At 68.5% G+C, this 24,713-nt stretch carries 23 protein-coding genes; 17 read left to right on the top strand and 6 right to left on the bottom strand.

Annotation, left to right across the window (positions count from 1 at the left end; translation table 11 throughout):
* Positions 1–82: 82 nt before the first annotated feature.
* The 3 genes from ACSQ89_RS33225 to ACSQ89_RS33215 all read left to right on the top strand — a co-directional run bounded on the left by ACSQ89_RS33225 (position 83) and on the right by ACSQ89_RS33215 (position 4,846).
* Positions 83–2,908, top strand: coding sequence for an AMP-binding protein (locus ACSQ89_RS33225; RefSeq protein ID WP_436292869.1), 2,826 nt, complete (start codon positions 83–85; stop codon positions 2,906–2,908).
* A gap of 844 nt (positions 2,909–3,752) precedes the next feature.
* Entirely contained in the window at positions 3,753–4,448 is a 696-nt protein-coding gene (locus ACSQ89_RS33220) for a hypothetical protein (protein WP_436292868.1), read from the top strand.
* Positions 4,445–4,846 (top strand): hypothetical protein, encoded by a 402-nt coding sequence (locus ACSQ89_RS33215; protein ID WP_436296874.1) that lies wholly within the window; start codon positions 4,445–4,447, stop codon positions 4,844–4,846. The genes ACSQ89_RS33220 and ACSQ89_RS33215 overlap by 4 nt, the downstream gene beginning before the upstream one ends.
* Here the strand turns inward: ACSQ89_RS33215 and ACSQ89_RS33210 are convergent.
* Entirely contained in the window at positions 4,785–5,159 is a 375-nt protein-coding gene (locus ACSQ89_RS33210; RefSeq protein WP_436296873.1) for a toll/interleukin-1 receptor domain-containing protein, read from the bottom strand. The two genes, ACSQ89_RS33215 and ACSQ89_RS33210, sit on opposite strands and share 62 nt — an antisense overlap.
* A 61-nt stretch (positions 5,160–5,220) precedes the next feature.
* On the opposite strand from ACSQ89_RS33210, the gene ACSQ89_RS33205 reads away from it, so the two are divergent.
* From ACSQ89_RS33205 to ACSQ89_RS33195, 3 genes are all read left to right on the top strand, one after another.
* Positions 5,221–5,817 carry an RNA polymerase sigma factor gene (locus tag ACSQ89_RS33205; RefSeq protein ID WP_170855510.1) on the top strand — a complete coding sequence of 199 codons (597 nt, stop codon included), beginning with the start codon at positions 5,221–5,223 and terminating at the stop codon, positions 5,815–5,817.
* Between the two features lie 291 nt (positions 5,818–6,108).
* Positions 6,109–6,726: an anti-sigma factor family protein gene (locus ACSQ89_RS33200; protein ID WP_436292865.1), complete on the top strand. Its 618-nt coding sequence runs from the start codon at positions 6,109–6,111 to the stop codon at positions 6,724–6,726.
* 5 nt (positions 6,727–6,731) lie between these two features.
* Complete coding sequence (locus ACSQ89_RS33195) at positions 6,732–7,568, top strand: caspase family protein (RefSeq protein WP_093103664.1); 837 nt, start codon at positions 6,732–6,734, stop codon at positions 7,566–7,568.
* Between the two features lie 11 nt (positions 7,569–7,579).
* Here ACSQ89_RS33195 and ACSQ89_RS33190 read toward each other — a convergent pair whose 3' ends face one another.
* Complete coding sequence (locus ACSQ89_RS33190) at positions 7,580–8,578, bottom strand: alpha/beta fold hydrolase (RefSeq protein WP_093103666.1); 999 nt, start codon at positions 8,576–8,578, stop codon at positions 7,580–7,582.
* 137 nt (positions 8,579–8,715) lie between these two features.
* On the opposite strand from ACSQ89_RS33190, the gene ACSQ89_RS33185 reads away from it, so the two are divergent.
* The 11 genes from ACSQ89_RS33185 to tagF all read left to right on the top strand — a co-directional run bounded on the left by ACSQ89_RS33185 (position 8,716) and on the right by tagF (position 20,375).
* On the top strand, positions 8,716–9,288 hold the full coding sequence (locus ACSQ89_RS33185; protein ID WP_093103668.1) for a hypothetical protein: 573 nt from the start codon (positions 8,716–8,718) through the stop codon (positions 9,286–9,288).
* A 206-nt stretch (positions 9,289–9,494) separates the two neighbouring features.
* Positions 9,495–10,067 carry a hypothetical protein gene (locus tag ACSQ89_RS33180; protein ID WP_093103669.1) on the top strand — a complete coding sequence of 191 codons (573 nt, stop codon included), beginning with the start codon at positions 9,495–9,497 and terminating at the stop codon, positions 10,065–10,067.
* A gap of 70 nt (positions 10,068–10,137) precedes the next feature.
* Positions 10,138–10,467, top strand: coding sequence for a hypothetical protein (locus tag ACSQ89_RS33175; protein WP_093103671.1), 330 nt, complete (start codon positions 10,138–10,140; stop codon positions 10,465–10,467).
* A gap of 29 nt (positions 10,468–10,496) precedes the next feature.
* Entirely contained in the window at positions 10,497–12,131 is a 1,635-nt protein-coding gene (locus ACSQ89_RS33170) for a DUF4384 domain-containing protein (protein ID WP_093103672.1), read from the top strand.
* Positions 12,115–12,543, top strand: a complete 429-nt coding sequence (locus ACSQ89_RS33165) for a hypothetical protein (RefSeq protein WP_436292864.1) — start codon at positions 12,115–12,117, stop codon at positions 12,541–12,543. The genes ACSQ89_RS33170 and ACSQ89_RS33165 overlap by 17 nt, the downstream gene beginning before the upstream one ends.
* Positions 12,544–12,576: 33 nt before the next feature.
* Positions 12,577–13,299: a GIN domain-containing protein gene (locus tag ACSQ89_RS33160; protein WP_436292863.1), complete on the top strand. Its 723-nt coding sequence runs from the start codon at positions 12,577–12,579 to the stop codon at positions 13,297–13,299.
* Positions 13,300–13,361: 62 nt separating this feature from the next.
* Complete coding sequence (locus tag ACSQ89_RS33155; protein ID WP_093103677.1) at positions 13,362–13,973, top strand: OmpA family protein; 612 nt, start codon at positions 13,362–13,364, stop codon at positions 13,971–13,973.
* A gap of 183 nt (positions 13,974–14,156) precedes the next feature.
* Positions 14,157–15,350 carry a type VI secretion system lipoprotein TssJ gene (gene tssJ, locus ACSQ89_RS33150; protein WP_436296872.1) on the top strand — a complete coding sequence of 398 codons (1,194 nt, stop codon included), beginning with the start codon at positions 14,157–14,159 and terminating at the stop codon, positions 15,348–15,350.
* Positions 15,347–16,474: a DotU/TssL family secretion system protein gene (locus ACSQ89_RS33145; RefSeq protein ID WP_436296871.1), complete on the top strand. Its 1,128-nt coding sequence runs from the start codon at positions 15,347–15,349 to the stop codon at positions 16,472–16,474. The genes tssJ and ACSQ89_RS33145 overlap by 4 nt, the downstream gene beginning before the upstream one ends.
* Positions 16,471–19,794, top strand: a complete 3,324-nt coding sequence (tssM, locus tag ACSQ89_RS33140; protein ID WP_436292860.1) for a type VI secretion system membrane subunit TssM — start codon at positions 16,471–16,473, stop codon at positions 19,792–19,794. Before ACSQ89_RS33145 ends, tssM begins: the two co-directional genes overlap by 4 nt.
* Positions 19,788–20,375: a type VI secretion system-associated protein TagF gene (tagF, locus tag ACSQ89_RS33135; protein ID WP_436292859.1), complete on the top strand. Its 588-nt coding sequence runs from the start codon at positions 19,788–19,790 to the stop codon at positions 20,373–20,375. The genes tssM and tagF overlap by 7 nt, the downstream gene beginning before the upstream one ends.
* Here tagF and ACSQ89_RS33130 read toward each other — a convergent pair.
* The 4 genes from ACSQ89_RS33130 to ACSQ89_RS33115 are packed head-to-tail and all read right to left on the bottom strand — an operon-like array spanning position 20,339 to position 24,708.
* A complete protein-coding gene (locus ACSQ89_RS33130) occupies positions 20,339–21,079 on the bottom strand; it encodes a PP2C family protein-serine/threonine phosphatase (protein WP_436292858.1) in 741 nt (246 codons plus the stop codon). The genes tagF and ACSQ89_RS33130 overlap by 37 nt on opposite strands.
* A complete protein-coding gene (gene tagH / locus ACSQ89_RS33125) occupies positions 21,061–22,299 on the bottom strand; it encodes a type VI secretion system-associated FHA domain protein TagH (RefSeq protein WP_436296870.1) in 1,239 nt (412 codons plus the stop codon). Before tagH ends, ACSQ89_RS33130 begins: the two co-directional genes overlap by 19 nt.
* A 13-nt stretch (positions 22,300–22,312) precedes the next feature.
* Entirely contained in the window at positions 22,313–23,821 is a 1,509-nt protein-coding gene (locus ACSQ89_RS33120) for a serine/threonine-protein kinase (RefSeq protein ID WP_436292856.1), read from the bottom strand.
* 14 nt (positions 23,822–23,835) lie between these two features.
* Positions 23,836–24,708, bottom strand: a complete 873-nt coding sequence (locus tag ACSQ89_RS33115) for a c-type heme family protein (protein WP_436292855.1) — start codon at positions 24,706–24,708, stop codon at positions 23,836–23,838.
* Positions 24,709–24,713 lie beyond the last annotated feature (5 nt).

Raw genomic sequence — 24,713 nt, 5'->3', positions numbered from 1 at the left:
CGCAGGATGGTCTCGCCGATGGAAAGAACCTTGATGGCACCTCCACCAGAGGGGCCCCAAATGCAGCAACGGTAATCAGCCAATGAACGTAGACTCGCCTCCTCGCGCAGTGTCGGACGAGGCTGTACTGCGGATCGTGCGGGAGGTCTTGACCGAACTCCACCCAGGTCGCGCGGACATGGGCCCGGTGACGCTGGACAGCGCGCTCGAGGAAGACCTTGGCTTGGACAGCCTGGCGCGCGTGGAGCTGTTGATGCGCCTCGAGCGCGCGTTCGGCGTACGCCCGCCGGAGCATATGCTGAGCACGGCCGAAGCGCCACGGGACCTGCTGCGCGCGCTGCTGGCCGCACGTGGTCCACACCAGACGAAAGTGCTTCAGACACAGCGGCTGCCGGTGCCCGAACGCGTCTCACAAGCGCCGTACGCGGCGGCGACCCTGCAGGAGGTGCTCGACTGGCACGTGCGGGCTCATCCGCAGCGCGAGCACGTTGTGATCGACAACGGCGACGACGGACTGACGCGCCTGCGCTATGCCGACTTGCAGCAGGGCGCCACCTGCGTCGCCGCGGGGCTGCTGGATCGCGGCTTTCTGCCGGGTCAGCCGGTGGCGCTCATGCTGCCGACCGGCCGTGAGTACTTCTTCAGCTTCGCCGGCATTCTGCTCGCCGGAGGCATCCCGGTACCGATCTACCCGCCGGCGCGGGCGGCGCAGATCGAGGAGCACCTGCGGCGTCACGTCGGCATCCTCACCAACGCGCTGGCCACGGTGTTGATCACCGTACTGCAGGCCAAGGCGCTGGCGACGCTGCTCAAGTCGCAGGTGCCGTCGCTGCGCGTTGTCTGCACCGTTGAAGAGCTGTCCTCGTGTACTGCCTCCTTGGAACACTTCACTGCCGATGCAAGCAATATCGCCTTGCTGCAGTACACCTCCGGCAGTACCAGCAGTCCCAAGGGAGTGGTCCTGACGCACGCCAACCTGCTCGCCAACTTGCGGGCCATGGGGCAGGTCCTGCAAGTCAGCTCCGAAGACGTCTTCGTCTCGTGGCTGCCGCTGTACCACGACATGGGGCTGATCGGGGCGTGGCTGGGCAGCCTGTACTACGCGTATCCGCTGGTGGTGATGTCGCCGCTGAGGTTTCTCGCGCGACCGGAACGCTGGCTGTGGGCAGTGCACCGGCACTCCGGCACGCTTTCGGGCGGGCCCAACTTCGGCTACGAGCTGTGCCTGCGCAAGCTGGACGAGGCCGCGCTGGACGGGCTCGACCTTTCCAGTTGGCGATTTGCGTTCAACGGCGCCGAACCGGTCAGCGCGACGACCATGCTGGAATTTCAGCAACGCTTCGCCCGCTACGGGCTGCGGCCGCAAGCCCTGGCACCAGTGTACGGACTGGCGGAGACTTCGCTGGGCCTGACCTTCCCGCCGCCAGGGCGGGGTCTGATAGTCGACCGCATCGACCGACAAGCGTTCTCGCGCTCGGGCCGCGCGCTGTCCGCGGCGACCGGCGCGTCTGACGTGCAACTGGTCGTGGCATGCGGCCAGCCGCTGCCGGGCCATGAGGTCCGCCTAGTCGACTCGACGGGACGTGAGGTGGCGGAACGCCAGGAAGGGCGTCTGCTGTTCAAGGGACCATCGGCCACCAGTGGCTACTTCCGCAACTCGAAAGAGACGCGCCGACTGTTCGATGGCGAGTGGCTGGACTCGGGCGACTACGCCTACATGGCACAAGGCGACGTCTACATCACCGGGCGGGCGAAGGACGTAATCATTCGGGGCGGCCGTCAGGTGTACCCGTATGACCTGGAGGAGGTCGTCGGCGCGATTCCCTCTATCCGCAAGGGCTGCGTCGCCGTGTTCGGCAGCCCGGACCCCGGGACCCGCAGCGAACGGGTCATTGTCATGGCGGAAACCCGCAGTATGCCCCCCGAGGCGCAGGCGCAACTGCGCCGCCAGATCAACACCGCCGCGGTCAGCGTCCTCGGTGCGCCGCCGGACGACGTGGTCCTGGTGCCGCCGCACACGGTCTTGAAGACATCGAGCGGCAAGATTCGTCGCGCGGCCAGCCGCGAACTGTACGAGAACGGTGGCGCTTCGGCCGCGCAGCCGGCGCCGTGGCGGCAGATCGCGCGGTTTGCATGGCAGGCGATACTGCCGCAACTACGGCGCGCTTGGCGCGTCGGTGCGACGGTGGCCTACGCTGGATATGTCTGGCTGGTGTTCTGGATGCTCGCGCCCATCACGTGGGCGCTGGCCGCATTGCTGCCCAAGTCGTCCTGGAGTTGGGCGCTGAGTCACCATGCGGCCCGGCTCTTCTTACGGTTGTCCGGGCTCCCGTTTGTGGTCGAGGGGCTCGAGAATTTGCCGCGTGAAGCGACCTGTGTGGTCGTGGCGAATCACGCGAGCTATCTGGATGGAATCACTCTGGTCGCCGCACTGCCGCGCCATTTCCGCTTTGTCGCCAAGCGAGCGCTCCAGGAACAGTTCATCCCACGGGTGTACTTGCGAGGTCTCGGCGCCATTTTTGTAGACCGCGACGACGCGCAGCGCGGGGCGGAGGACGTCGCGCGGGTGACGCGCAGCGTTTGCGCCGGCACAGCCATGTTGTTCTTTCCGGAAGGCACGTTCCGGCGCGTGCCAGGCTTGCTGCCGTTCCGTGCGGGCGCGTTCTCTACGGCAGCGCAGGCCGGAGTGCCCGTGGTGCCGGTGACGATCCGCGGCACGCGCTCCGTGCTGCGCGAGGGCCAGTGGTTCCCACGCCGCGTGCCGATCAGCGTGAGGGTCAGTGCCCCGATCCGTGCGGATGGTGACGACTGGTCAGCGTCAATCCGGCTGCGCGACGCCGTGCGCACGGAGATCCTGAACCGGTGCGCAGAGCCGGATGCCGATGATAAAGGCTGCCTGCATTCGTAAAGTCGCGTATCAATCTACATGGAAAGCACGATCACCCAGGCCGCGCTGCTATGGCTTGTTGGGACGGGCCTTGATGGGCTGTGTCGCACGGCGCGTCGTCGCCGACTCAATATTCCGTCTTGAAGTGAAGTAGTGGGGGGAGCTTGGCGCTCAGCGGGCAGCTTGGCTCACCAAGCCGACGAGCAGACCAGCGGCATTCATCCGCGCGTGGAACCGTGCGGGCGCAGCCACTGCTCGCCGTGCCCACAGCAGAGTCGTCTCTTCTTGTGCGCCGGTCAAGGAGATGCGCGACTTGTCCCCTGAATCGAGGTGCACCCCAAAGGGAGCCCGGGTCGACTGTCTGCAGGAGCAGCTTTTCGACGTCGGCCTCCGACATCGGCGCGCGTTCAACATAACAAGGCTTGTTCTCTCAAGTTCTGTAGCGGCTCCACCGTCTGCATGCGCCCTCCTCCAGGACCGGCGACCAGTACCGCTAGACGGCGATAGCGAGCACGCCAGCAATTGACGCCTGCTCCAATCGCATCCCTTCTCGTCGGGGGATCGTCAACATGCCCGGCGTCCCTGCGCTGCCGACGACATGGGCCCAATCCGCGCCATCGAGTCCCAGCCTATGCCAAACGGCAAAGAGACAGCCGGCGCAGATTTTCCCTATCCTCGGCCACCCTCATTTCTTCCTCCCAGGGTCCTCGCATGCACTCGACGCTTCAGAACGCCGACATTCCTCACCGCGCCCACGCGCGGTCGCGCCTTCCGCGCTGTGGGGCCGACGATGTGCCGTCGGACGATCCTGTCCAGCCAGCCGTACGGAAACGGTCGATGTGATCCCACCTCAAGCTCGACAATCATGGCCGACGACCTGCGTCTCGAATATATCGGCAGCGTCGACAATGACAATCTGCGTTTCAGCGCTCGCAGCAACTACACGGCGGTGACGCCGACTCTCGCGACCCGGCGCACCAAGGGCGTGCTCAAGGACGTCTACCTGCACTGCAACAGCGACGTGCTGGTCAAACGCGGCGCGGTCAGCGTCAGCAAGCACTACGCGGTGCGCCGCAAATGGCGCAACTGGCTGGCACACCTCGATCCGGCCGACCGCGAGACGCGCATCGATGGCTATGCGATCGACCAGGGCGCGCTGCAGCTCGACTCCGGCGACAAGCCGATCGGGGAATGGTTTGACGCGCCGGGCATCGCGACCGGCTACCGCCAGACAAAGTTCGAGCGCATCCTGTCCGAGTGGGTGGTCGGCGCAGTGACGTCCTACGACGCCACACTGGTCGATGGGCTTGGCGGTCTTTACTTCTTCGTGATCCTCGACCTCACGCCGACGCACTACCGCTTCATGATGTCGCGCGCCGAAGCACTGACGACGACCCACGTCGAGGAGACGCTCGGTGCCGGTAGCGGCCTCGGTCCCCTGCCCGCAGCCACGCCGTACAGGACCGAGGTCGACGTGGGTGCCACGCAATGGCTGGCCCGCCATCCGACTTGGCAGGACTACGCGGCGCTGAACGCGGCCTTGCCCCTGCCCACGCCATGACCGCTCCGCTGACCGAGCGCTACTTCCTGCCGATCGCCGCCCCGATCAGTTGGAACATGCTCGGCGAGACGGTCACCGTGCCCGGCCTCGGCGGTACCGCCGGCTTCACGCTGGTCAGCTTCCTGACGGCGCCGCTGCCCGTGGACAGCCGCCTCGACTACGTGCTGTTGTGCCATGAAGACGCGGACGAGTTCATCTGGCGCTTCGCCGATCCGGCGACCAAGCTCGTCTCGAAGACCGACAGCGGCGACACGGCAAGCTGGGTGACGCTGCCCGCTGCCGGCACGCTCGAGACCACGGTCTTCGTCCGCAAGACCGGCACGACCCTGGCCACCGTCAGCCTGACCCAGCAGGTGGTGGAACCAGCCAATTCGGCACCTCTAGCGTGTCGCGGTTGATGATCACCACCAGCAACTTCGACTGCAGCAGGGCACGTCTTAGGGTGTCGGACAGCGGTTCGCCGGGTGGCGCCTCGTCCTCACTGAAGAACACGCTCAGGTCTCGCTCGCGCAGCCTTCTGGCAAGGTCCGACGCGTAGCTCTGCGATCCACGCGGCGGGCCGCCTAGCGCGAAGGAGATGAACACGTCGTAACCGAAAAGTCGCGAGGCAAATGAGACCTTCGGCGCTCGCGGGGAAGGCGGTGTGGTTGGCGTGTCCTTCACGGGTCGATTCTGGCTGATGCCGCCAGTGGCGCAGGCAGCCCCATTCATACCGATGGGTGATGACGTTATATTGCGTCACCGTCACCCCCGCCGCACCGCCACCGCCCGCATGGACAACGACGAGGTCAATCAGCTGCTCGTACGCATCGGCCGCGAAGACCAGGCAGCGTTTCGTCAGCTGTACAAGGCGTTCAGCCGAAAGGTATACGCCTACGTGCTCAACATGCTGAACGACCACGCGCGGGCCGAGGAGGTCCTGGTGGACACGCTTTATGAGGTCTGGCGCCACCCCCAGCGCTTTCGCGGCGATTCGCAGTTTTCCACGTGGCTCATCGGGATCGCACGCAGAAAGGCGCTGATGGTCTATCGGGCGCGCCGGCCCGACGAGGTGCATGGAGATCTCGAGGACATCGCCGAGATCACCGCCTCGGACACGCCTGACGGCTACGCGGAGTTGGCGGGCAAGCAACGGCGCGAAGGCGTACAGCACTGCATGGGCAAGCTGTCGGACGAGCACCGCGAATGCCTGCACCTGGTGTTTTACGAGGGCATGGGCCTGGCTGAAGTGGCAGAGGTACAGAATTGTCCCGAGGGCACCGTCAAGACGCGCCTGTTCCACGCCCGCCAGAAGATCAAGAAATGCCTGGAGTCTCTGCTGCGAAGCGAGGGCGGCGCCCCCGACGCCAAAGGCGCGCTCGCATCCTGAAGCTTGCGGTGTACGTGACAAGCGCGCAAAAATAAACTGAACCTTCGGCCGACCTCGCGCAACCCAGAGGCGACACGGGCATGTCCCGTGCAGGTAGATCGGGGTCTCGGTGCGGTCGGTCGCGCGCGCTATATTGCGTGATCTCACCACAGTCGCCGCTTGCATGGACAACGATCGGGTCAGTCACGGGCTCGTACGAGCCGAAGAATTCTGGGTGGTCACCATGGTCGAGATCTTTTCATCGTTGCCGCACCGCAAGGGTGCGACCGTTGCCACGAGAGCACAGGCATCATGAACAAACGCTTCGAAGAACTGCTCCCCTGGTACGCCAACGGCACGCTGGGAGCCGAAGAGCGCGCCTGGGTCGACGCCTACCTGGAACAGAATCCCGAGGCCCGGAGCGAGTTGGACTGGTATCGCTCGCTGCAGCAGCGCGTACAGGAAAGCGCCCCGGCCGTACCGGCAACGATCGGCCTGGCGCGCGCCATGCGCCTGATCCAGGGCGACCGTCCGACCTTGGGCGAGCGCATCGGCGCCTTCTTCGGCAACTTCGGCATGCGCCCGAGCTATGCGATGGCCGGGCTGGCGCTCGTGGCAGTGCAAGGCGGCGTGATCCTGAACCTGCTCGGTGACGTACGCGAGAACGAGAACGAAATCCGCGCACTGCACGCGGTTCGCGTCGAAGAGGCTCCGATGCTGAAGATCAGCTTCGCACCCGACGCCAAGGAGGCCGACATCCGCATGCTGGTGGTCCAGGTTCACGGCGAGCTGGCCGGCGGTCCGGGCCAGCTGGGCGACTACTACCTGCGCGTGCCGGCTGGCACCGAGGCCGCGGCGCTCGCCCGGGTGCAGGCTGCCCCGATCGTTCAGGCCGCCTCGCTGGCGCCCGGCGTGCCGCCTCGGGAGTAGCCGCCATGGCCACGCTGCTGACCCGCCGTATGTTGCTGCGCTGCACATTGGGCGCCGCAGCGCTGCCCTTCGGTCCCGCCATGAGCGGCCCTGCCGACGCCAACGTCGCCGAGTCGCGCATCGCCCTGGTGATCGGCAACGGCGCGTATCGCACTGCACCGTTGAAGAACCCGCCCGGCGACGCCAGCGCCGTCGCGGCGGCGCTGCGCGGCCTCGGCTATGACGTGACCCTGCGTCAGAACACGCGGCTGCCGGAACTGATCGAGTCGCTGCGCGAGTTTTCGGTGCGCGCTCCGAAGGCCTCGGTTCGCATGCTGTTCTATGCCGGCCACGGCGTTCAGGTGAAGGGCCGCAACTACCTGGTGCCGATCGACGCCGACCCGCAATCGGAAGCGGACATCCAGCGTCAAAGTGCGGACGTCGGCGAGTTCGTCGACCGACTCAGCGCGATTCCCACCGGCGTCAACATCGTGGTGCTCGACGCCTGCCGTGTGAACCCGTTCGCCGGCGGCGTCATTGTCGGCCCCGATGGACGGCGACTGCGATTCCGCGGCGCGACGCCGGGTGGCCTGGCGACGCTCGATGCGCCCGTGGGCACCCTGGTGGCCTTCTCGACCGCGCCGAACGGCGTGGCGCTCGACGGCGCCAGCGGCAAGCACAGCGTCTACGCGCGCCACCTGCTGGCCAACCTGCCGACGCCGGGCCTGCAGATCGAGCAGCTCTTCAAGCGGGTGCGCATCGGCGTTGCCGAAGATACCGGCCGCGCGCAGGTGCCCTGGGAGTCGTCGAGCCTGACCACCGACTTCTGCTTCAAATCGGACGACAAGGGGCGCTGCGGGTAGGCAAACCGCGCTCACGCGTGGTCGTCCAAGAAGCGCTCGAGTTCGCGCGCGAAGCGCAGCGGCTCACTGACATGCGGCGAATGGCCGGCACGCGGGTAAACCGAGATCTGCGCGTGCTTCACCGTGTCGCGATACCAGGCATCGAGCGGCAGACCGGCGTAGTGCGGGCTGCGCGCCCCGAGCACGACGAGCAGCGGGGCATCGAGGCGCGACAGCGAAGCGCGGAAGTCGGCATGCGCCATCGACTCGGCGAGGTCGAGCAATGGCCGGACATCGATGCGTCCCAGGCGCCGGCGCAGCATCCGTCCGAGCGATGCTTCGACACCCAGCTGGCGCTTCAGCCAAGCGCCGCCGAACGTGCCGACCTCGTTCAACAGCGTCTCGGCCAGATCCTGGCGCGCACCCGCGATCAGCCCCGACAGCATCGTCGCGCTGCAGCCGCCGAACAGCCCGAGACGCCAGCTGTCGTCCGTCACGATGCGCGGCGACTGGTCGACCAGCGCAACCGCCGCGACGCGCTGCGTGCCATACAAATGCAGATACTGCATCAGCGTCAGCGCGCCCATGGAGTGCCCGACCAACGCCGAACGCTGCAGCCCGAAGTGATCGAGCATCTCGGCCAGGTCGCAAGCCAGTCGCGCCAGCGTGATGCTGCCGCGCACCGGCCGGCAGCTGCCATGGCCGCGCGCGTCCCAGGCGAGCACGCAATGACGCCGCGCCAGCCTTCGCGCCACCGGCATCCAGTCGCGATGCGAGCACCCGACCCCGTGCACCAGCACCAGCGGCGGGCCTTTGCCGAGCACGTAAACGGGAACCACCTGACCATCGCTGGCCGTGAAGCTGTCGTACTCGCCGGCACCAGGCGTGCCGAGGCCCACCAGCCCGAAATTGCGCAGCGCGTTCAAGGCGCCGCGCAGGCCCGTCAGGCGTGGCGGGTGTGGAGGCGGTTCAGGCGGAGCCCTGTCGAGCATGGCGGGCAATCCTACGCTGGCGCGCAGCCCGCCCGACATCCGCTTGAACCCTTCTCAGCCTGCCTGCTGCCAAATCGTTTGAACCGTTTCCGAACCGGCCGCAACCCATGGAGCGGGAAGGCAGGCAAATCGGCAAGCCCCACCATCAACCTCGTCACCACTCTCAGGAGATCATCATGCAACTCGTTCGCAAAGCTTCCGCCCTCGTCGTTCTCGGTCTCGCCTTCGGTGGCGCGATCGCCGGCGAGATCACCGGCTCCACGGTGCTGTCCACCGGCGCCGTCAACACCTCGGCAGGCTTCCTGGCCACGGCGCGCCAGAACATCGGCGTGGCCGAACAGAACGGCAAGATCACCAACAGCACCGTGATCGTCAACGGCGCCAACAACACGGCCGCGGGCTTCCTGTCGACGGCGACGCAGAACGTCGGCCGCGCGACGCAGGACGGCAAGATCACCAACAGCACGATCATCGGCAACGGCCTGAACAACGTGGCTGCCGGCTTCCTCAGCACCGCCACGCAGGAGGTGGGCTTCGCCAAGGACAGCGGCGTGGTCGAGAACTCGACGGTCATCGCCAACGGCGCCAGCAACACGGCCGCCGGCTTCCTGTCCACCGCCCGCCAGCAGATCGGCGGCGCCCAAGGCAACGGCAAGCTGTCGAACTCGACGGTCATCGCCACCGGCTCGGTCAACACCGCCGGCGGCTTCCTGTCGACCGCCGACCAGAGCATCGGCGTCGCCAAGTAAGCCGCTGCCGCTACTCCCGCGGCCTGTCGCCGCCCGGCCCGCCCGCGCATCCGCGCCGGCGGGTCTTTTCATTCCTGCAGCTCGCCTTGTCCGCCGCGAATGCCAATTCGCTTGAACCGTTTGCGGACCCGCCGCAACCCATGGAGCGGAAGGCAAGCAAGCGCATGCCGCCACCCCCAACCCGCCAACCCTTCAGGAGATCCACCATGAAAGCCGCTCCCAAACTTTCCGTCCTCGCCGCGCTCGGCCTCGTCTTCGGTGCCGCCATGGCCGGCGAGATCACCGACTCCGGCGTGTTCTCGACCGGCACCGTCAACACCTCGGCCGGCTTCCTGTCCACCGCGCGGCAGAACGTCGGCGTGGCCGAGCAGAACGGCAAGGTCCGCAACACGGCTGTGATCGTCAACGGCGCGGTCAACACCTCGGCGGGCTTCCTGTCGACGGCCAACCAGAGCATCGCCCGCGCTACCCAGAACGGCCAGATCAGCCAGACCGCCGTGGTCGCGCAAGGCGTGAACAACACCGCCGCCGGCTTCCTGAGCACCGCAAACCAGGAAGTGGGCTTCGCCAAGGACGACGGCAAGGTCCAGGGCAGCTTCGTCGGCGCCACCGGCGTGAGCAACGTGGCCGGCGGCTTCCTGGCCTCGGCGCACCAGCAGATCGGCGGCGCGCAAGGCAGCGGCAAGCTGACGAACTCGACGGTGCTCGCCACGGGCCAGGTCAACACCGCCGCGGGCTTCCTGTCAACCGCCGACCAGAGCGTCGGCGTCGCGAAGTAAGACCTCGTCCTTCTTCTTTCCCTGCGCCGGCGTCTCCCCCCGCCGGCGCTTCCCCACCCAGGAGACCACCATGAACGCAAGCCTCGCCCTCACCGCCCGCATCGTCCTCGCCGCCGCCACGCTGGGCGCCGGCGCCCACGCAATGGCGGGGCAGGAGCTGATGGGCGTCGATACGCGCTTCCGCGCGAAGATCGCGAAGGAAAAGATCCGTATCGCAGCCCAGGAGCGCAAGGCCGACGAACAAGGCAAGTCACAGGGAAACTCCCTGGACTCCACCAGCTGCGGGAGTCAGAGCATCGGCAACATCGACACCGGCGGGCGCATCGGCGCCGGCCCGCGCGAGGTTTTCGTGTTCGCACCCAACGCGATCAACATCGTCGGCCGCGGCGGGTGCCGCTGAGCGGACGTCCCGCAGAAGGGAGATCTCACATGAAACCGCCCAAAGTCGCGCGCCTCCTCGCGCTTGCCGCCGCCCTCGCCGCACTCGCCGGCTGCCAGACGCTCGAGGTCAAGCAGCCCACCATCGAGCAGACCAACGAGATCCGCAAGGGGCCCGAGGACCGGCCCCAGCGCTCGATCACCGGCTTCTCGCATGCGCTGCGCTGCATGGACACGCTCTTGCTCGACTACGGCGTGCGTGACATCACGATGCTGACCGAGGAAATTGCCGACGAAACGAAGAAGCTGAACGCCGGCACGCGCGACATGCTGATCTCGTCGGTGTCGGACATGTCGCGGCGCAGCCGGGCGGTGCGCCTGGTCGCGTTCGGCAAGGACACGGCGAACGTGATCAGCTACCTCGCCTCGGCGCAAAGCGCGTCGGCCTACCAGGCCATCCCGCTGTACGACATCAAGGGCTCGGTGTCGCAGTTCGACGAGAACCTGGTCAAGAACCAGAAGGACATCGGCATCGGCTTCGCGCCCTTCATCAACCTCGGCGCGGCAAAGGATGCGGGCTCCAGCATGCTGGCGCTCGACCTGAGCGTGCTGACGACCAGCGATATGGCGGTGCTCGCGGGCGTCACTTCGCGCAACTCGGTGATGATCCTGAAGCAGGGCAGCGGCATCGACGGCGATGCTGCGTACCACAAGTTCGGCATCAACTACAGCATGAACCTGGCGAAGGCCGAAGGCCAGACGCAGGCGCTGCGCGGGCTGGTCGAGCTCGCGGCGGTCGAACTCATCGGCAAGCTCACCAAGACTCCGTACTGGACCTGCCTGGGCGTGACCGATCCGAAGAAGAACGACGAAACGCGCCTCGAGATGTTCGACTGGTATCACGCGATGGCGTCGACGCGTATCGAGCTGATCGCCTACTTCCAGAACCAGCTGCGCCGGCGCGCGTTCTACGACGGCCCGATCGACGGCGAATTCAACCCGGCCATCGACGAGGCGATCGCGAACTACCGCGCTGCGCTGGGCCTCAGCCGCGAGGCGGTGCTCAACGAGGAGTTCTTCTACGCCTTCCTCGCCGCCGACCACACCAAGATCAAGCGGCCGGACCAGCCTGCACGCTACGTCGCGCCGGCCTCGGTGGCCGGAGCCCCCGCATCGATCCCGGTGGCCGCAGCCGCAACGACCGCAGCAGCCGCAAGGGCCGCAGCCACCCCGGCAGCCGAGGCGGCCCACGCACAGGCGGCGGCGCTCAAGCTCTCGCTGACGACCCCGAAGCAGCAGACCCGTTTCGCCCGCGGGGAGGCGATCAACCTGGCCCTCGCGCCCTCGCAGGATGCGCATGTCTACTGCTACCTGCAGGACGAGGAGGCCAAGGTCATCCGCTTCTTCCCCAACCGCTTCGCCCGCGACTCGCGCGTCGCCGCGGCCCAACCGCTCGCGCTGCCCGGCGCGATGCGCTTCCAGCTCACGATGAACACGAAGGGCGTGCCCGAGACCATTTCCTGCTTCGCGACGCAGCGTGACGTGATGGCTTCGCTGCCGCAGGCGCTGGTCGGCGCCGACTTCGAACCCCTCCCCGGCGCCACGCTCGAACTGATCCGCAGCGCCTTCGTCAAAGCCAGCGGCGGCACGCTCGCCCAGGAGAACTTCCGTGTCCAAGCCAAATGAGTCCCGTCCTGGCCGTGCGAAGCAGCTCGGCATCCGCCTGGCCGCTGTGGGCGCGGTCGCCCTGGTCGCCGCCGTCGGCGTCCTGCAACTGCCCCTCGGCGCGACGGCAGGCGTCGCCACCGCGGCCGCCCCCACCGACGATCGCGTCGGGTCCGGGCTCCCGCCCGCACCCCCGGCCTCGACGCCGGTGCCGAGACAGAAGGCGCAGGGCACCTATCGGCTGCGCTGCTGGCAGTACGGCCGCCTGCTGTTCGACGAGGGGCCGGTCACCCTGGGCCCCGACGCACGGCAGGGTGCGAAGCTGGTGGCGATCGACCGCGACGGCGGGGCGGTGATCGTCACCGATGCCGGCTGGACCACCTGCCAGGCGCGCCCCTACCCCGCGCCACCCAACCTCGCGCTGCCGCGCTGAGGCCACGGCTCATCGCAACCCAGGAGCCGCACCATGAACTGGTTCACCCGTGTGTTCCCCGTGCGGGGAACGCTTCGGGCCGCGGCTTCGGCCGCGGTTCTTGCCGCCATCCTTGCCGAGCCGGCACAGGCGGCCACCGAGACCCGCAGCGTCGCCGACTTCGACCAGGTCGTGTTCGCCGTCGCCGGCGAGGTCAGCATCGAGCAGGGCCCGCGCGAGACGCTGACCCTGGAAGCCGAGCCGGCGGTGCTGCGCAAGATCACGACCGAGGTTCAGGGCCGGCGCCTGCTCATCGGCCTGGCGCCCGGCCGGATCGAGACACAGCAGCCGATCCGGATGAAGCTCGGCGTCCGGACGCTGCGCGTGTTCGAGTCGCGCACGGCCGGTGCGATCAGCATCGGACCGCTGCGCAGCGACGCGCTCGCGCTGGTGCTGGCGGGCGGCGGCTCGATCCGCCTCGATCGCCTGGAAAACGCGCGCAGCCTCGACGTGCGGATCACCGGCGCCGGCGAAGTCGCTGTCGGGGGCGGCAAGGTGATGGCGCAGCAACTTGCCATCACCGGCATGGGCAGCTATTTGGCACCCAAGCTCGCCAGCGAGCGCGCCGAAGTCACGATCGATGGCAATGGCGAAGTGCGACTTGCTGCCAGCACCACGCTGGCGGTGCGCATCGGGGGTGTCGGCCACGTGCGCTATCACGGCGACCCGGTGGTGACACGTTCCATCCGCGGCATCGGGTCGATCGAGAAAGATTGAACCGACCAGGCGGCGCGCGCAACCCATGGGCATCGACGAATCCAACGCCCAAGGAGCCCGAAATGACCCGCTACTTCAGCACCCTCGCCCTCGCCCTCGCCGCCGCCCTGATCAGCCCCCAGGTGAAGGCCGAGAAGGTGATCGTCTATCGTGAGGGCCAGCTCGTGAACCCGCTGGACGTGGCGGCGGTGCTCGGCAAGACCCGTTCGATCCGCCTGCTCGATGATGCACCTGCCGCCCCGACGAAGTTCGTCGCGGCGGCGGCGGTTGCACTGGCGAAGACCTCGGCGCGTACCTCGGCCTCTGCGCCCATTGCGCGTGATGACTCGAACGCGGACGCCTCGGCGCTGTCCCTGCCGGTACGCTTCGCCTTCGACTCCGCTGACATCCTTCCGGCCGCACGGGCCCAGCTCGACGCGCTGGCCGAAGGCATCAAGCTGCTTGCGCCCAAGAGCATCGTCACGGTCGAAGGCCACACCGACGCCGTCGGCAGCGATGCCTACAACCTCGAGCTGTCGCGAGGCCGCGCCCGCGCAGTGCGTGACTATCTGGTGCAGCGCCACGGCATCGACACCGCACGCCTGAAGACGGTTGGTTATGGCGAAGACCGCCCGATCGCAGACTCCGATCCGTACGCCGCCGTGAACCGTCGCGTGCAGTTCCACGGCTCCTGAACGGACGATCGCGCGCACCCAGGGCCCGCACCACGGCCGCGTCGCGGCGGCCGCGCGCTCCCCTTGTGCCGCCGCTGCGCAGCGCCGAGAATGGGATGCGATCGCCAGTGGAGGGCTTCACACATGAGACGCCAGGCCGCTCCCAAGTCGAATAGCACCGCAGCCGAAGGCGAAGGTACTCCAATGCGTCGCCGTCGCCTTCTTGCCTGCCTCGGCCTCGTCCCTGTGCTGTGGAGTGGGGTCTGCCACGCTCAGTCGCAGGCCAAGGTCGAAGCCCCCAGGCAACGCCGAGTCGCACTCGTGATCGGCAACGGTCGATACCCTGAAATTCCGCTGAACAATCCCGAGCACGACGCTCGCCTGGTTGCGCAGACCTTGCGTTCCCTCGACTTCGAAGTGGGCGAATATCTCAATCTCAATGCCCGCGACTTCAAGCGCGTGCTGCGGGAATTCGCGCGCCGCATGGACGACGATCAGGTCGCATCGGTTTTCTACTACGCCGGCCACGGCGTACAGATCGGCGGGCGCAACTACCTGCTGCCGGTCGATATCGCGCTGCGCGACGAGGCCGAAGTGCGCGACGAGGCCATCGACATGCACGAAGCGCTGCTCGCGCATGTCGACCGGGTGCGTCCACGCGCCCGCATCTTCATCATCGACGCCTGCCGCAACGACCCCTTCGCGGCGCGCAGGCGATCGCGCAACGCCAACGGCCTGGCCGAGATGGCGGCGCCGGGTGCCCTCATTGCTTTCTCTGCAGCCCCCGGCGGGGTCGCCGAGGACGGCCCGATCGGGGGCAACAGCATCTATACGCGCCACCTCGCCACCGAGCTGCGCTCCACGGGCGTCGAGGTCGAAGAAATGATGAAGGCGGTACGCATCAAGGTGCTGCGCGACACCGCTCAGCGCCAGATCCCCTGGGTGAACACCTCGATGGTCGTGAATTTCATGTTCAATCCCGGTGCCGCACCGGTACTGGCCGGGCCCAAACGCAACCTGCAGTTGCTCGTGCAGGCGCAGCGCAGCTTGAACACCGATGCACGCAACGCGTCGGCCTCGCTGGCGCTGCGGATTTATGTATTGCGCGATGCGAGCGGATTCGAGAAGGCGAGTTTCGACAGCCTCTACGACGATGACGAGGCGACCCTCGGGTCGAATGTGCTCGTGCGCCAGAGTCTGCACCTGCGCCCTGGCGAAGCGCGCGAGCTGGCCCTCGAGCTGAGCGGCGACGCGCGTGCCGTCGCGGTGTTCGGTGCGTTCCGGGAAATCGAGCACTCGCAGTGGCGTGCCATCCTGCCCTTGCCCGTCGGGACGCTGGCGCCGCGCGCGCGCGTCGACGCGCAGGCGCGCCAACTGCTCATGGGGTGGGCGAAGTGAAGCGGCCCGGCGCCGCGCCCGCATCGCCGGCTTTCGGCGGGCCGGACGGCGTCGACGAGCCGGCCGCTGCGCGTGCGTTGCGCGCCCAGGCGCTCCCCCTCGTGGCATTGATGGCCGGCTTGCGAGACGCGACGCCCGCCGACCCGGCCGCGCTGCGCAGCACGCTGGCTGCAGCGGTGAACCGTTTCGAAGCGGATGCACGCGCGGCAGGCGTCGACGAGGCCGGCATCGCGGCCGCGAGCTACGTGCTCTGTGCCTGGGGCGACGAGCAGTTCGGCTCGGCGCCCTGGGGTGCGCAAGGCGCCGGACTGCTGCAGCGCTTTCACGGCGAAGCCGACGGCGGCGACAAGCTGTTGCGCCTGCTGACGCGGCTCGCCGAAAAGCCGCGCGAGTACCGCGCGCTGCTCGAACTCTTCCACACCTGCCTGAGTCTCGGGCTGCGCGCGCGCATGGTCCTCGACAACCGCGAACACGAATCCCTGCGCACACGCGTGCACCTCGCGCTGCAGCAGGTGGCGCCGGCTCCGGCGTTGGTCGCCCCCTGGCACTGCGCGGCAGCGGCCGCCAGCCCGCCGCGGGCGCCACGCGTCGCGTTGCCGGCGGTCCTGCTGCTCGGCGTGCTGGCCTTGGGCGTCTACAGCGCCGGCCAGCTGCAGCTTGCGGCGCGCGTCGACGGCGTGCTGGCATCCTTGCAGCAACTCGTGCCGGCAAGCACCGCCACGGCGGTGCCAGTGGCGGGCACGCCGACGGCGCCGCCGCGGCTGGCCCCGAACCTGCGTGACGACATCGACGCCGGCCGGTTGTCGGTCCGCGACGAGGCGCTGCGCAGCGTGGTCGTGGTCAGTGCCGACGCGCTGGGCGACGCCACCGGCCCGTTGACGCGCCTCGGCGCAGCGCTCGCGAAGCTGCCGGGCAAGGTACTTGTCGTCGGCTACACCGATGGCAGCGATCCTCCGACGGCCCGCACGCCCTCGGCCTGGCATCAGGCGATGGAATGGGCGCGCGGCGCCGCCGACGTCTTGCGGCCGCAACTCGGCGATGCGCGGCTCGCGGTCGAGGCCCGCGTCGACGCCACGGCCGGCAAGCCGCTGCGCCGGGTCGAGATCGTCCTGTTCCCGGAATGAAGGCGTCGACCCGCTTCGTGCAAAGCGCCGTGAACCTCGGCGCGGCAGGCGCCCTGCTGTGGTTCGCGGCACCGCTGCTCGCCTTCGGCAACTGGCATCCCTTCGACGACATGCGCACACGCGTCGCCTTGCTGGCGCTGGTCGCGCTCCTGCTGCTCGGTCTGGGCGGGCTGCGGGTGCTGCTGGCCCGGCGGCGCAACGAGCGCCTGCTGAAGGGCCTCGAATCCGGCGATGCCAGCCCCGAACTGAGCCAGCGCTTCCGCCAGGCGCTCGCGATGCTGCGGCAGGGCATCGAGGCGAAGGGTACCCAACGCTGGTGGCAGAGCCGGCGACAGGTGCAGCAGCTGCCCTGGTACCTGATCATCGGTGCGCCCGGGGGCGGCAAGACCACGGCGCTGTTGCATTCGGGTCTGCGCTTTCCGCTCGCCGAACGGCTCGGGCGCGACCCGCTCGCGGGTACCGGCGGCACGCGTCAATGCGACTGGTGGTTCAGCCAGGACGCCGTGTTCATCGATACTGCGGGACGCTACACGACACAGGACAGTGACGCCGCGGCCGACGCCCGGGAATGGCAGCAATTCCTCGCGCTGCTGCGCCGGCACCGGCCGGTGCAGCCGATCAATGGCGTGATCATCAGCGTCAGCGTGCCCGACCTGCTGCACGGCGGCGCGGAACTCGCGCGCCAGGCGGCTGCGGTCGCGGCGCGCCTGGACGAACTGCGCCGCGAGCTCGATCTCGCCTTTCCGCTCTATCTGCTGGTGACCAAGGCCGACCTGCTCGCCGGCTTTGTCGAAACCTTCGGCGATCTCGACGCCGCGCAACGCGAGCACCTCTGGGGCCTGGTGTTCGACGCCGATGTCGCCGGCATCCCGGTCGATCTCGCGCCGCGCCTGGCCGACCTCGCGCAGCGCTTGGCACGGCGCGGCCCCGAGGCGCTGCAGCATGAACGCACGCCGCAGCGCCGCCTGCCGATCTACGCCTTCGCGGCACAGTTCGAAGCCCTGCTCGCACCTCTCGAAGGATTTGTGCGCAAGGCCTTCGCCGGCATTGTCGCCGAACCGGCGCAGCGCCTGCGCTCGATCGCGCTGACGAGCGGCACCCAGGAGGGCAATCCGATCGACCGGGTGATCGGCGAACTCGCACGCAGCCACGGCCTGGCGCTGAAGCCGCTGCCGCGACCCGACGCCGGCGGCAAGTCGTTCTTCCTGAACTCGCTGCTGAAGCGCCTGGTGATCGCCGAAGCGCCGCTGGCAGGTCAGCGGCTGGAGCGGCTGCGTTTGCGTCGGCGAGCCGCCGTGTTCGGCGCCGGCTTTGCCGGCGCCGCTCTGCTCGCCGCATCTGCCCTGTGGTGGCAGAGCTACCGGCGCAACCTCGACTATGTCGACACGGTGCGCACGCGCGTCGAGCAATTGACCGAGCGCATCGGCTCGCTGGAGTCGGCAAGCCTCGAGCAGGTGTTGCCGCTCTATTCGCTGCTCGAGCGCCTGGCCGCGAACGATGGCATCGATCCGAACGAACCGCCCGCCGGCTTCGGCTTTGGGCTGTTCCAGGGGCCGCGGCTGGGGCGCTCGGCGGAGCAGGCCTACCGCGAGATGCTCGATCGCAGTCTGGCGCCGCTGCTTATCGAGCGCTTGCGCCGCGACCTGCGCGAGGCCGAGGACAGCGCGACGCGTTACGAGGCGCTGCGCGCTTCATTGATGCTCGCCAGCCCGGCGCGGCTGGTCCGCGGCGAGTTGCGACCCTGGGTCGAGCAGGCGCTGGTACAGGCGAGCGGCGCCGGCGAACGCGTCGAATGGGCGCGCCATGTCGAGACCCTGCTCGAGCGCAGCGGGCTGCCCGAGGCGATGCGCTCCGACGATGCCGGGGTGCGCGCGGCGCGCAGCGCCCTCGCGGCGCTGCCGCTGGCGCAGCGCGTGCACGAGCGCTTGCTGCGACGCGTTTCCGACCCCGAACCGGCGCAGGATCTGCCGACGCGCCTCGGCGCGGCCGGCGCCCTCATGTTCGCAGCGTCGAGCGCCGGGCCGATGCCCGAGCATTCAAGTGCCGGCGACTGGCGGCGCAAGCTCGTGCCGGCGCTCGAGGCGACCTTCGATGAGCTCGCGAACGAGGCGGACTGGGTGCTCGGCGACACCGGCAGCGAAGTACGGCGTCTGCAGAAGGACCGCGTCTGGCGCGACGAAATCGCCGCGCAGGTCGGCAAGCGCCAGGCTCAGCGCGTGATCGCCGCCTGGTCGCGCCAACTCGATGCCCTTGCGTTGGCGCCCGGCACCGATGCGGATGGCGCCGCGCGCCAGGCCACAGAACTCACGGCGCCCGATTCGCCACTGCGCCGCCTCTTGACGCGCCTGGCCGACGAGTTCAGCGCGACCTCCCAGGGCGGCAGCACGGCCGAGGCCGCCTTCGATGGCCTGCTTCGGGCCCGCTTCGCCGCGCTCGGCGACTACGCGGCAGGTGCCGGGCCGCAAGCGCTCGACCGCCTTCACGCCCTGGCTACGGCCAAGCGCGACGAGGCTGCCAATGCCGAGCTCGACGCGACCTTGCGCGCCGAGGCCGCCCGCGCGCCGGTCGCGCTGCGCAAGGTCTACATCGGCCTCGGGACCTTGATTCGCTCGCGCGGCGGCGCCAAGGCAAGTTTCGACGCCGCGCTGGCCGAACTCGCGCAGACCTGCAGCGCGTTGACGCGCGAGCGCTTTCCGTTTGGCGCCGCCGCGTCGCGCGACATGGCACCGTCCGATTTCGCGCGCCTGTTCGGACCCGGCGGCCTGTTCGACGAATTCCGGCGCAACCAGTTGAGCGAACGCGTCGACACGTCGAGCCGGCCTTGGAAAGCGCGCAGCTCACCCGTCGATGCGAGCATGCCGGGTGCATTCGAGCAGGCGGCGGCGATCGGTACCCTGTTCTTCCCCGGGGGTGCTCCGCTGCCCGAGCTCAAGCTGCGCCTCACGCCGCAGCGCATGGATGCCGAGCTGCTGCAGTTCAGCATCGATGTCGATGGTCAGCTGCTGCGCTTCGAAAACGGCCCGACACGTTCCAAGGAACTGGTCTGGCCGGGACCGGCGTCGACGCAGAAAGTGCTGATGCGCATCTTGCCGCCCGGCCCCGCCGGGGTCGGCGCCGAAGTCCATGAAGGTCCGTTCGCCTGGCTTCGGGTGCTGTTGCGCGGCGACTGGAAGGGCGAGCGGGGCGCGCCAGCGCGGCTGGCCTTTGTCGTCGACACACGCACCCTCGACGTCGAGGCGAGCGCATCCGGCGCGCCCGACGCCGATATCTGGACCCTCCGGGAGCTGGCACGTTTTCGCTGCCCGCAAGCGACATGGTGAAGTTGCCGTCGCGTCGCGTGTCCTGGTACGGCAAGCTGCCCGCGCGCGGAGACTTCGTCGGCCGTGGCCTGCCGCCACGCTGGCGCGGCGACTGGGACGGTTGGCTACAGCGCGGCCTCGCCCTCGCCGCGACGATGGTGGACGGCGCCGCGCTGCGCGAACGCCTTCGCGCCTTCGCGCCGTGGCGCTATCTGGCGCTGCCGGCGCCCGGCGAGATCTGGTGCGGCATCATCGTGGCTTCGCACGATCGTGTCGGACGCGCTTTTCCGTTGACGCTGGCCGAACGCTTTGCCGCGCCGGCCTCACCCGACCAAAGCGCTGCACGGCTCGCGTCGCTGCTTGGCGCGGCAGCAGAAGGACCCGAAGCGCTCGAGGCGGCTATAGCCGCGTTGCCGCCGCGCTCCGAGCAGGAATTCAAGCCAGCCGAGGCCTGGCCGTCGCAGCCGGCCAGCCTCTGGTGGCCGCTCGCCGCTGCGCACGATGTCATTCCCCGGGCTGCGGCCTGGCCACCGGAGCCGGCGCTACTGCTCGAACTGCTCGAAATTCAACCCGCCGCGCACCAGATCGCGAGCGCCGAATAGTTGTCCTGGTCGCTGCGGTCGGCTTGCTGCACGCCCGCTTCGAGGCGATCGAGCCAGGCCTGGGCGCCACTGCAGCCGACCACGCTGCGCGCCATCGCCACATCGTCGAAGGCCGACCACAGGCCGTCGCTGCACAGCAGCAGCGCATCGCCGGAAGCGAGCACCTGCGGCGTTTCCAGGACCTCGAAGTCGAACCCTTCCGGCGAGCCGAGCGCCGAAGTCAGCTGCCCCGAGGCGTCGGCGGTCGCACTCAGGCCGGCGTCGCGCAAGCGCTGTTCGAGGCTTTGATCACGCGTGCGCCCGAGCAATCGGGCGTCATGCCAGCGGTACAGGCGCGAGTCGCCGGCATGGGCCCAGAGCGCCGCCCCGCTGTGAAGATCGAGCAGTAGCACCACGATGGTGGTGCGCATGTCGGCAGTCAGGGTACCGGCAACCTGTTGCGCGACGACTGCGCCGTTGGCCCCCTGGACAAGCCACTGCAGCGCGTTCAAGCTGAACTCGGGATGGAGCGCGAAGGCTTCCAGCACGTGCGTCACGGCGGCGCGCGATGCCGTCTGGCCGCCGCCATGCCCACCAGCGCCGTCGCACAGAACGGCGACAAGCGAACCGGCGCCTTCCCAATAGCCGAAGGCATCTTCGTTGCACTCGCGCCGCCCGGTTTGCGACAGCGCAGCGAGCGAGACGGTCAACGCGCGCTCGGCCATGGATCCTCCGGCGGCGCGGGATCGACGTCGGCATTGACGCGCGACTGGGCTTCATAGGCGCGCAGGAATTCGCGTCCAAAGATGGTCTCGAAGTCGTCATCCAGGTGCTCGAGCAACTGGGCGTGCTGCATGCGGTGGCGATGCCAGAGGGCCGCGGCGCGGAGCAAGGGCAGGCGTGAAATACCGTGCGCCGGCCCCTCCCCGTTCTCGGCGGCCTCGGGACCCAGCCGGGAGAAGAGCTCGAACACGGCCGCGCGCATGCCGGCCACCATCGCCACCTGGTGCACCAGCAGGTCGTGATGCGCGTCGTGCAACGCCGCCACCGGGTCGAGGAAGCCGGGGCTCGCGTCACGCTGCAGCATTCGAGTCAACGCTTCGGTCGCGTCCGGCGAGAACTTCAGCGGGTTGTTCTGGCGCGGGGTGATGTGCGTACCCTCGGCGCGCATCTGGCGTTTCGCGACCGCGCGGCTTTGCAGCAGCGCAAGCGTGCCTTCGGCCGTGGCCCGCAGCAGCGCGCCGAGGTGTTCCATCCAGTCCGGCGTGAGCGGCGCTACCTCGGCGCCAAGGCCGGCGCCGCGACCGAAAGCCGCCGCAAGCTCACGCAGTTCCGGCGACATGTCTGCCGAACGCGAATGGGCCGCCGCGGCGGGCGGTGGCCGTGGTGTCACTGCCGGCAGAGAGGCCTGCAGGGGCGGCGGTGCCGGTGGCATCGAGGGCGCACTCGGCGCTATCGATGTGATGGTGCGCACGACATGCCGGCTCGTCTGCCACGACACCACCGCGCTGATTGCCGCAGCTTCGGCCGAAGGTGCAAGGGCCGGCAGCGGAGATTCGGCAGCGAGTGGATCGAGCGCTGCGTCCAGATCGAACCAGCGATCCAGGCGCGAGCGCTGCGCAGCCGCCGCCGCCACGGGCTCGACGGCGAGCTCGAACCCGCCGATGCGCAAGCGGTCGCCCACCAAGAGGGCCCGTTCGCCGCCCGGGTCGAGCTGCATGCCGTTCACCCACAAGGGTGCGGTGCTGCTGATGCAGCGCACGCGCGCGGCCTGGTCGGCCACGATCACTTGTGCATGCTGGCGCGACACAAGGCGCAGCGGGTCAGCCAGCACCAGGCCGCAATCGACGGCGCGGCCGATCGTGAGGCCCTCGGGCGGCAGCGGAAGCGCCGTCGCATCGGGTTCGGTGGCGCCGGGTCGGCGCGTGACACGCAGCTCGATCACGGCGCGCTCGAGTTCAGCCGAGGGCACGCCACAAGTCGGCCTGCACACGGCGGGCATCGACGTTCGGCATGAGCTGTTCGACCACGCTGGCGACGAACTGCTCGCGGGTATGCGACTTCGCAGCGCAGCGCTTGGCGACGACCCGCGCAATCGGTCCCAGTGAGGAAAGGAGTGCGGCGGCCGCCTTCTCGACATCCCCCTCAAGCATCGGCACGCCGCTCGGCGCTTCGCCCCCGACCTGCGTGGACTGGAAGCTGGCGGCCGCTGCCGAGACCGCGGTATCGCTGCGCGGCGCACCGGCCTTGGCCAGGAAGCGCTCGCGCGCTTCAAAATCGACGATCGCACTGGCGACGGCATGGCGCACTGCCGCCAGCGAGGTCAACCCGCGCGCTGCGCGGCGCACCAGCACGCGAGCCACCGGTCCAACATGCTGGGCCAGTTCGCGTTCGACCTCGGCCAGCGCCGCGGTGTCCCATCCGGTGGGCACCGGGACCGAAGGCGGGCCGGTGACGGGCAGCGGCTTCGAGGGCGTCAGGGGAGTCGTCGCCGGGTCGGGTACCGACGGCACCGATGTCGAGCTCGGCCTGCAGGGCGCGGACGGGTCGCGCACCTTCCCAACGGCCGGCTTCGCCTCGGGGCCTTTGAGCCGAGGAGCGAGCAGGATGTCGGCCGCAAGCACATCCGGCACCGCCTCCGTCGCGAGCGCCAGCAGCGCGGTTCGCATTTCCATGGCGGTCGCGTAGCGCTGCGCCGGATCCTTCGCCAGCGCGCGGTCGAGCACCGCGTCGAAGGGCTCGAGCGCGGCGTCCTTCATCACCTCGCTCAGCGGCTTGTGCGGCTCGTAGACGATCTTGTACATGATCGCGTCGTCCGTGCCGACGAATGGCGTCGTCCCGCTGAGCATCTGGTAGAGCAGCACGCCCGCCGAGAACACATCGACGCGCCGGTCGACGTCGCTATTGGTGTACTGCTCGGGCGCGATGTAGCCGGGCGACCCGATGACGGAAGTGCCGCGAGTCAGATTCGACGATTCGGTTCGCGCGATACCAAAATCGGTGATCTTCAAGCGCCCGTCATCGGCAATCAGCAGATTCGCCGGCTTGATATCGCGGTGCACGATGCCGCGCTCGTGGGCGTAGTGCAAGCCGTCGAGCAGTTGCAGCATCAGGCACAGCACCTGCGACACCTCGAGCTTGCGCGGAGCCTGGATGTAATCGCGCAGGTTTCGCCCGGCGACGTACTCCATGACGATGTAGGCGCAGTCGTTGTCTTCGCCGAACTGGTAGACCGAGACGATGTTGCGGTGCGTCAGCCGCCCTGCCGCCTTGGCTTCCACGCGAAAGCGCGCCGCCACGCTCGGGTCGTCGTCGCTCGAGTCGAGCAGGCGACGGTGGATCGTCTTGATCGCCACCGGACGGTCGATGGCCGGGTCATGCGCCAGGTACACCATGCCCATCGCACCCGAGCCGACCACGCCGCGGATCGGGTACGGACCGACATGGGATGGGATGGGTGCGGACATACGCGCGGTGAACCTCAGGTGTCGAGCATCTTGATGGCGTGATCGAGGCTGTGACGCATGCGCGCGAACGATTGCGCCAGCGTCCCGATTTCGTCACGCCCATGCGTCGCGAATTCCGGGACATCGAGCTCGCCCAGGCTGACGCGGTTGGCCAGCTTCGACAGCGCCGTCACCGGTCGGATCACGAGCAGGTAGAGCATCAGGTTCAACACGATGCCGATGGCCACGAAAATGCCGATGAGCGAAGCCATGAAGACCTTGAAGGCCTGCTCGGCGCGCGCCAGCGGCACCGCCATGGGCACCGACACCACCTGTGCGCCGATCACTTCATTCAACTGCCAGCCGAACCCGTTGGCCTGACCGTACTTGTCGATCAGCGTGCGCGGCGCTGCCTCGACCGTGCTGTGGCATACCAGGCAGGCGGCGTTCGTGATGCGCAACGGGCGCGCGATGTAGAGCGAGCGCCCGGTACCCGACTCGCGCTCGCCAACGAACTCCTTCTTGTCGGCCTGGGTGCGAAAACGATTCACGATGTCGGCTTCCCAGTCGGCCGCCCGATCGCGCGGGTTGGTCGGATTCAGGGTCGCTTCCTTGTAGGTGTAGTCGGGGAAGCTCTTGGCCAGCGTCGCCAGCACTTCGGTGGCGGAGTAGGCCGGCACCGTCTGGGGCAGGAAGGTGTACTTCATCTGCGTTTCGAGCAGCGGGCGGATCTGGTCGTTGGTGTAGGTGCGTATCGCCACCGCCTTTTCCATCGTCAGGCGCGCGTGGTTGAGCACTTCCTCCTTGGCGTTGCTTTGCAGCAGGTCGTAGGAAACCTTGCCGGCGCCGACCACGCCGGCGACGAAGACGACCAGGAAGATCAGGTTGAACTTGAATAAGAGGCGCATGTGGT

Source organism: Variovorax sp. LjRoot175 (assembly GCF_964253805.1).
Lineage (GTDB): Bacteria > Pseudomonadota > Gammaproteobacteria > Burkholderiales > Burkholderiaceae_C > Variovorax.
This window is presented reverse-complemented; position numbering and strand designations above follow the sequence as displayed.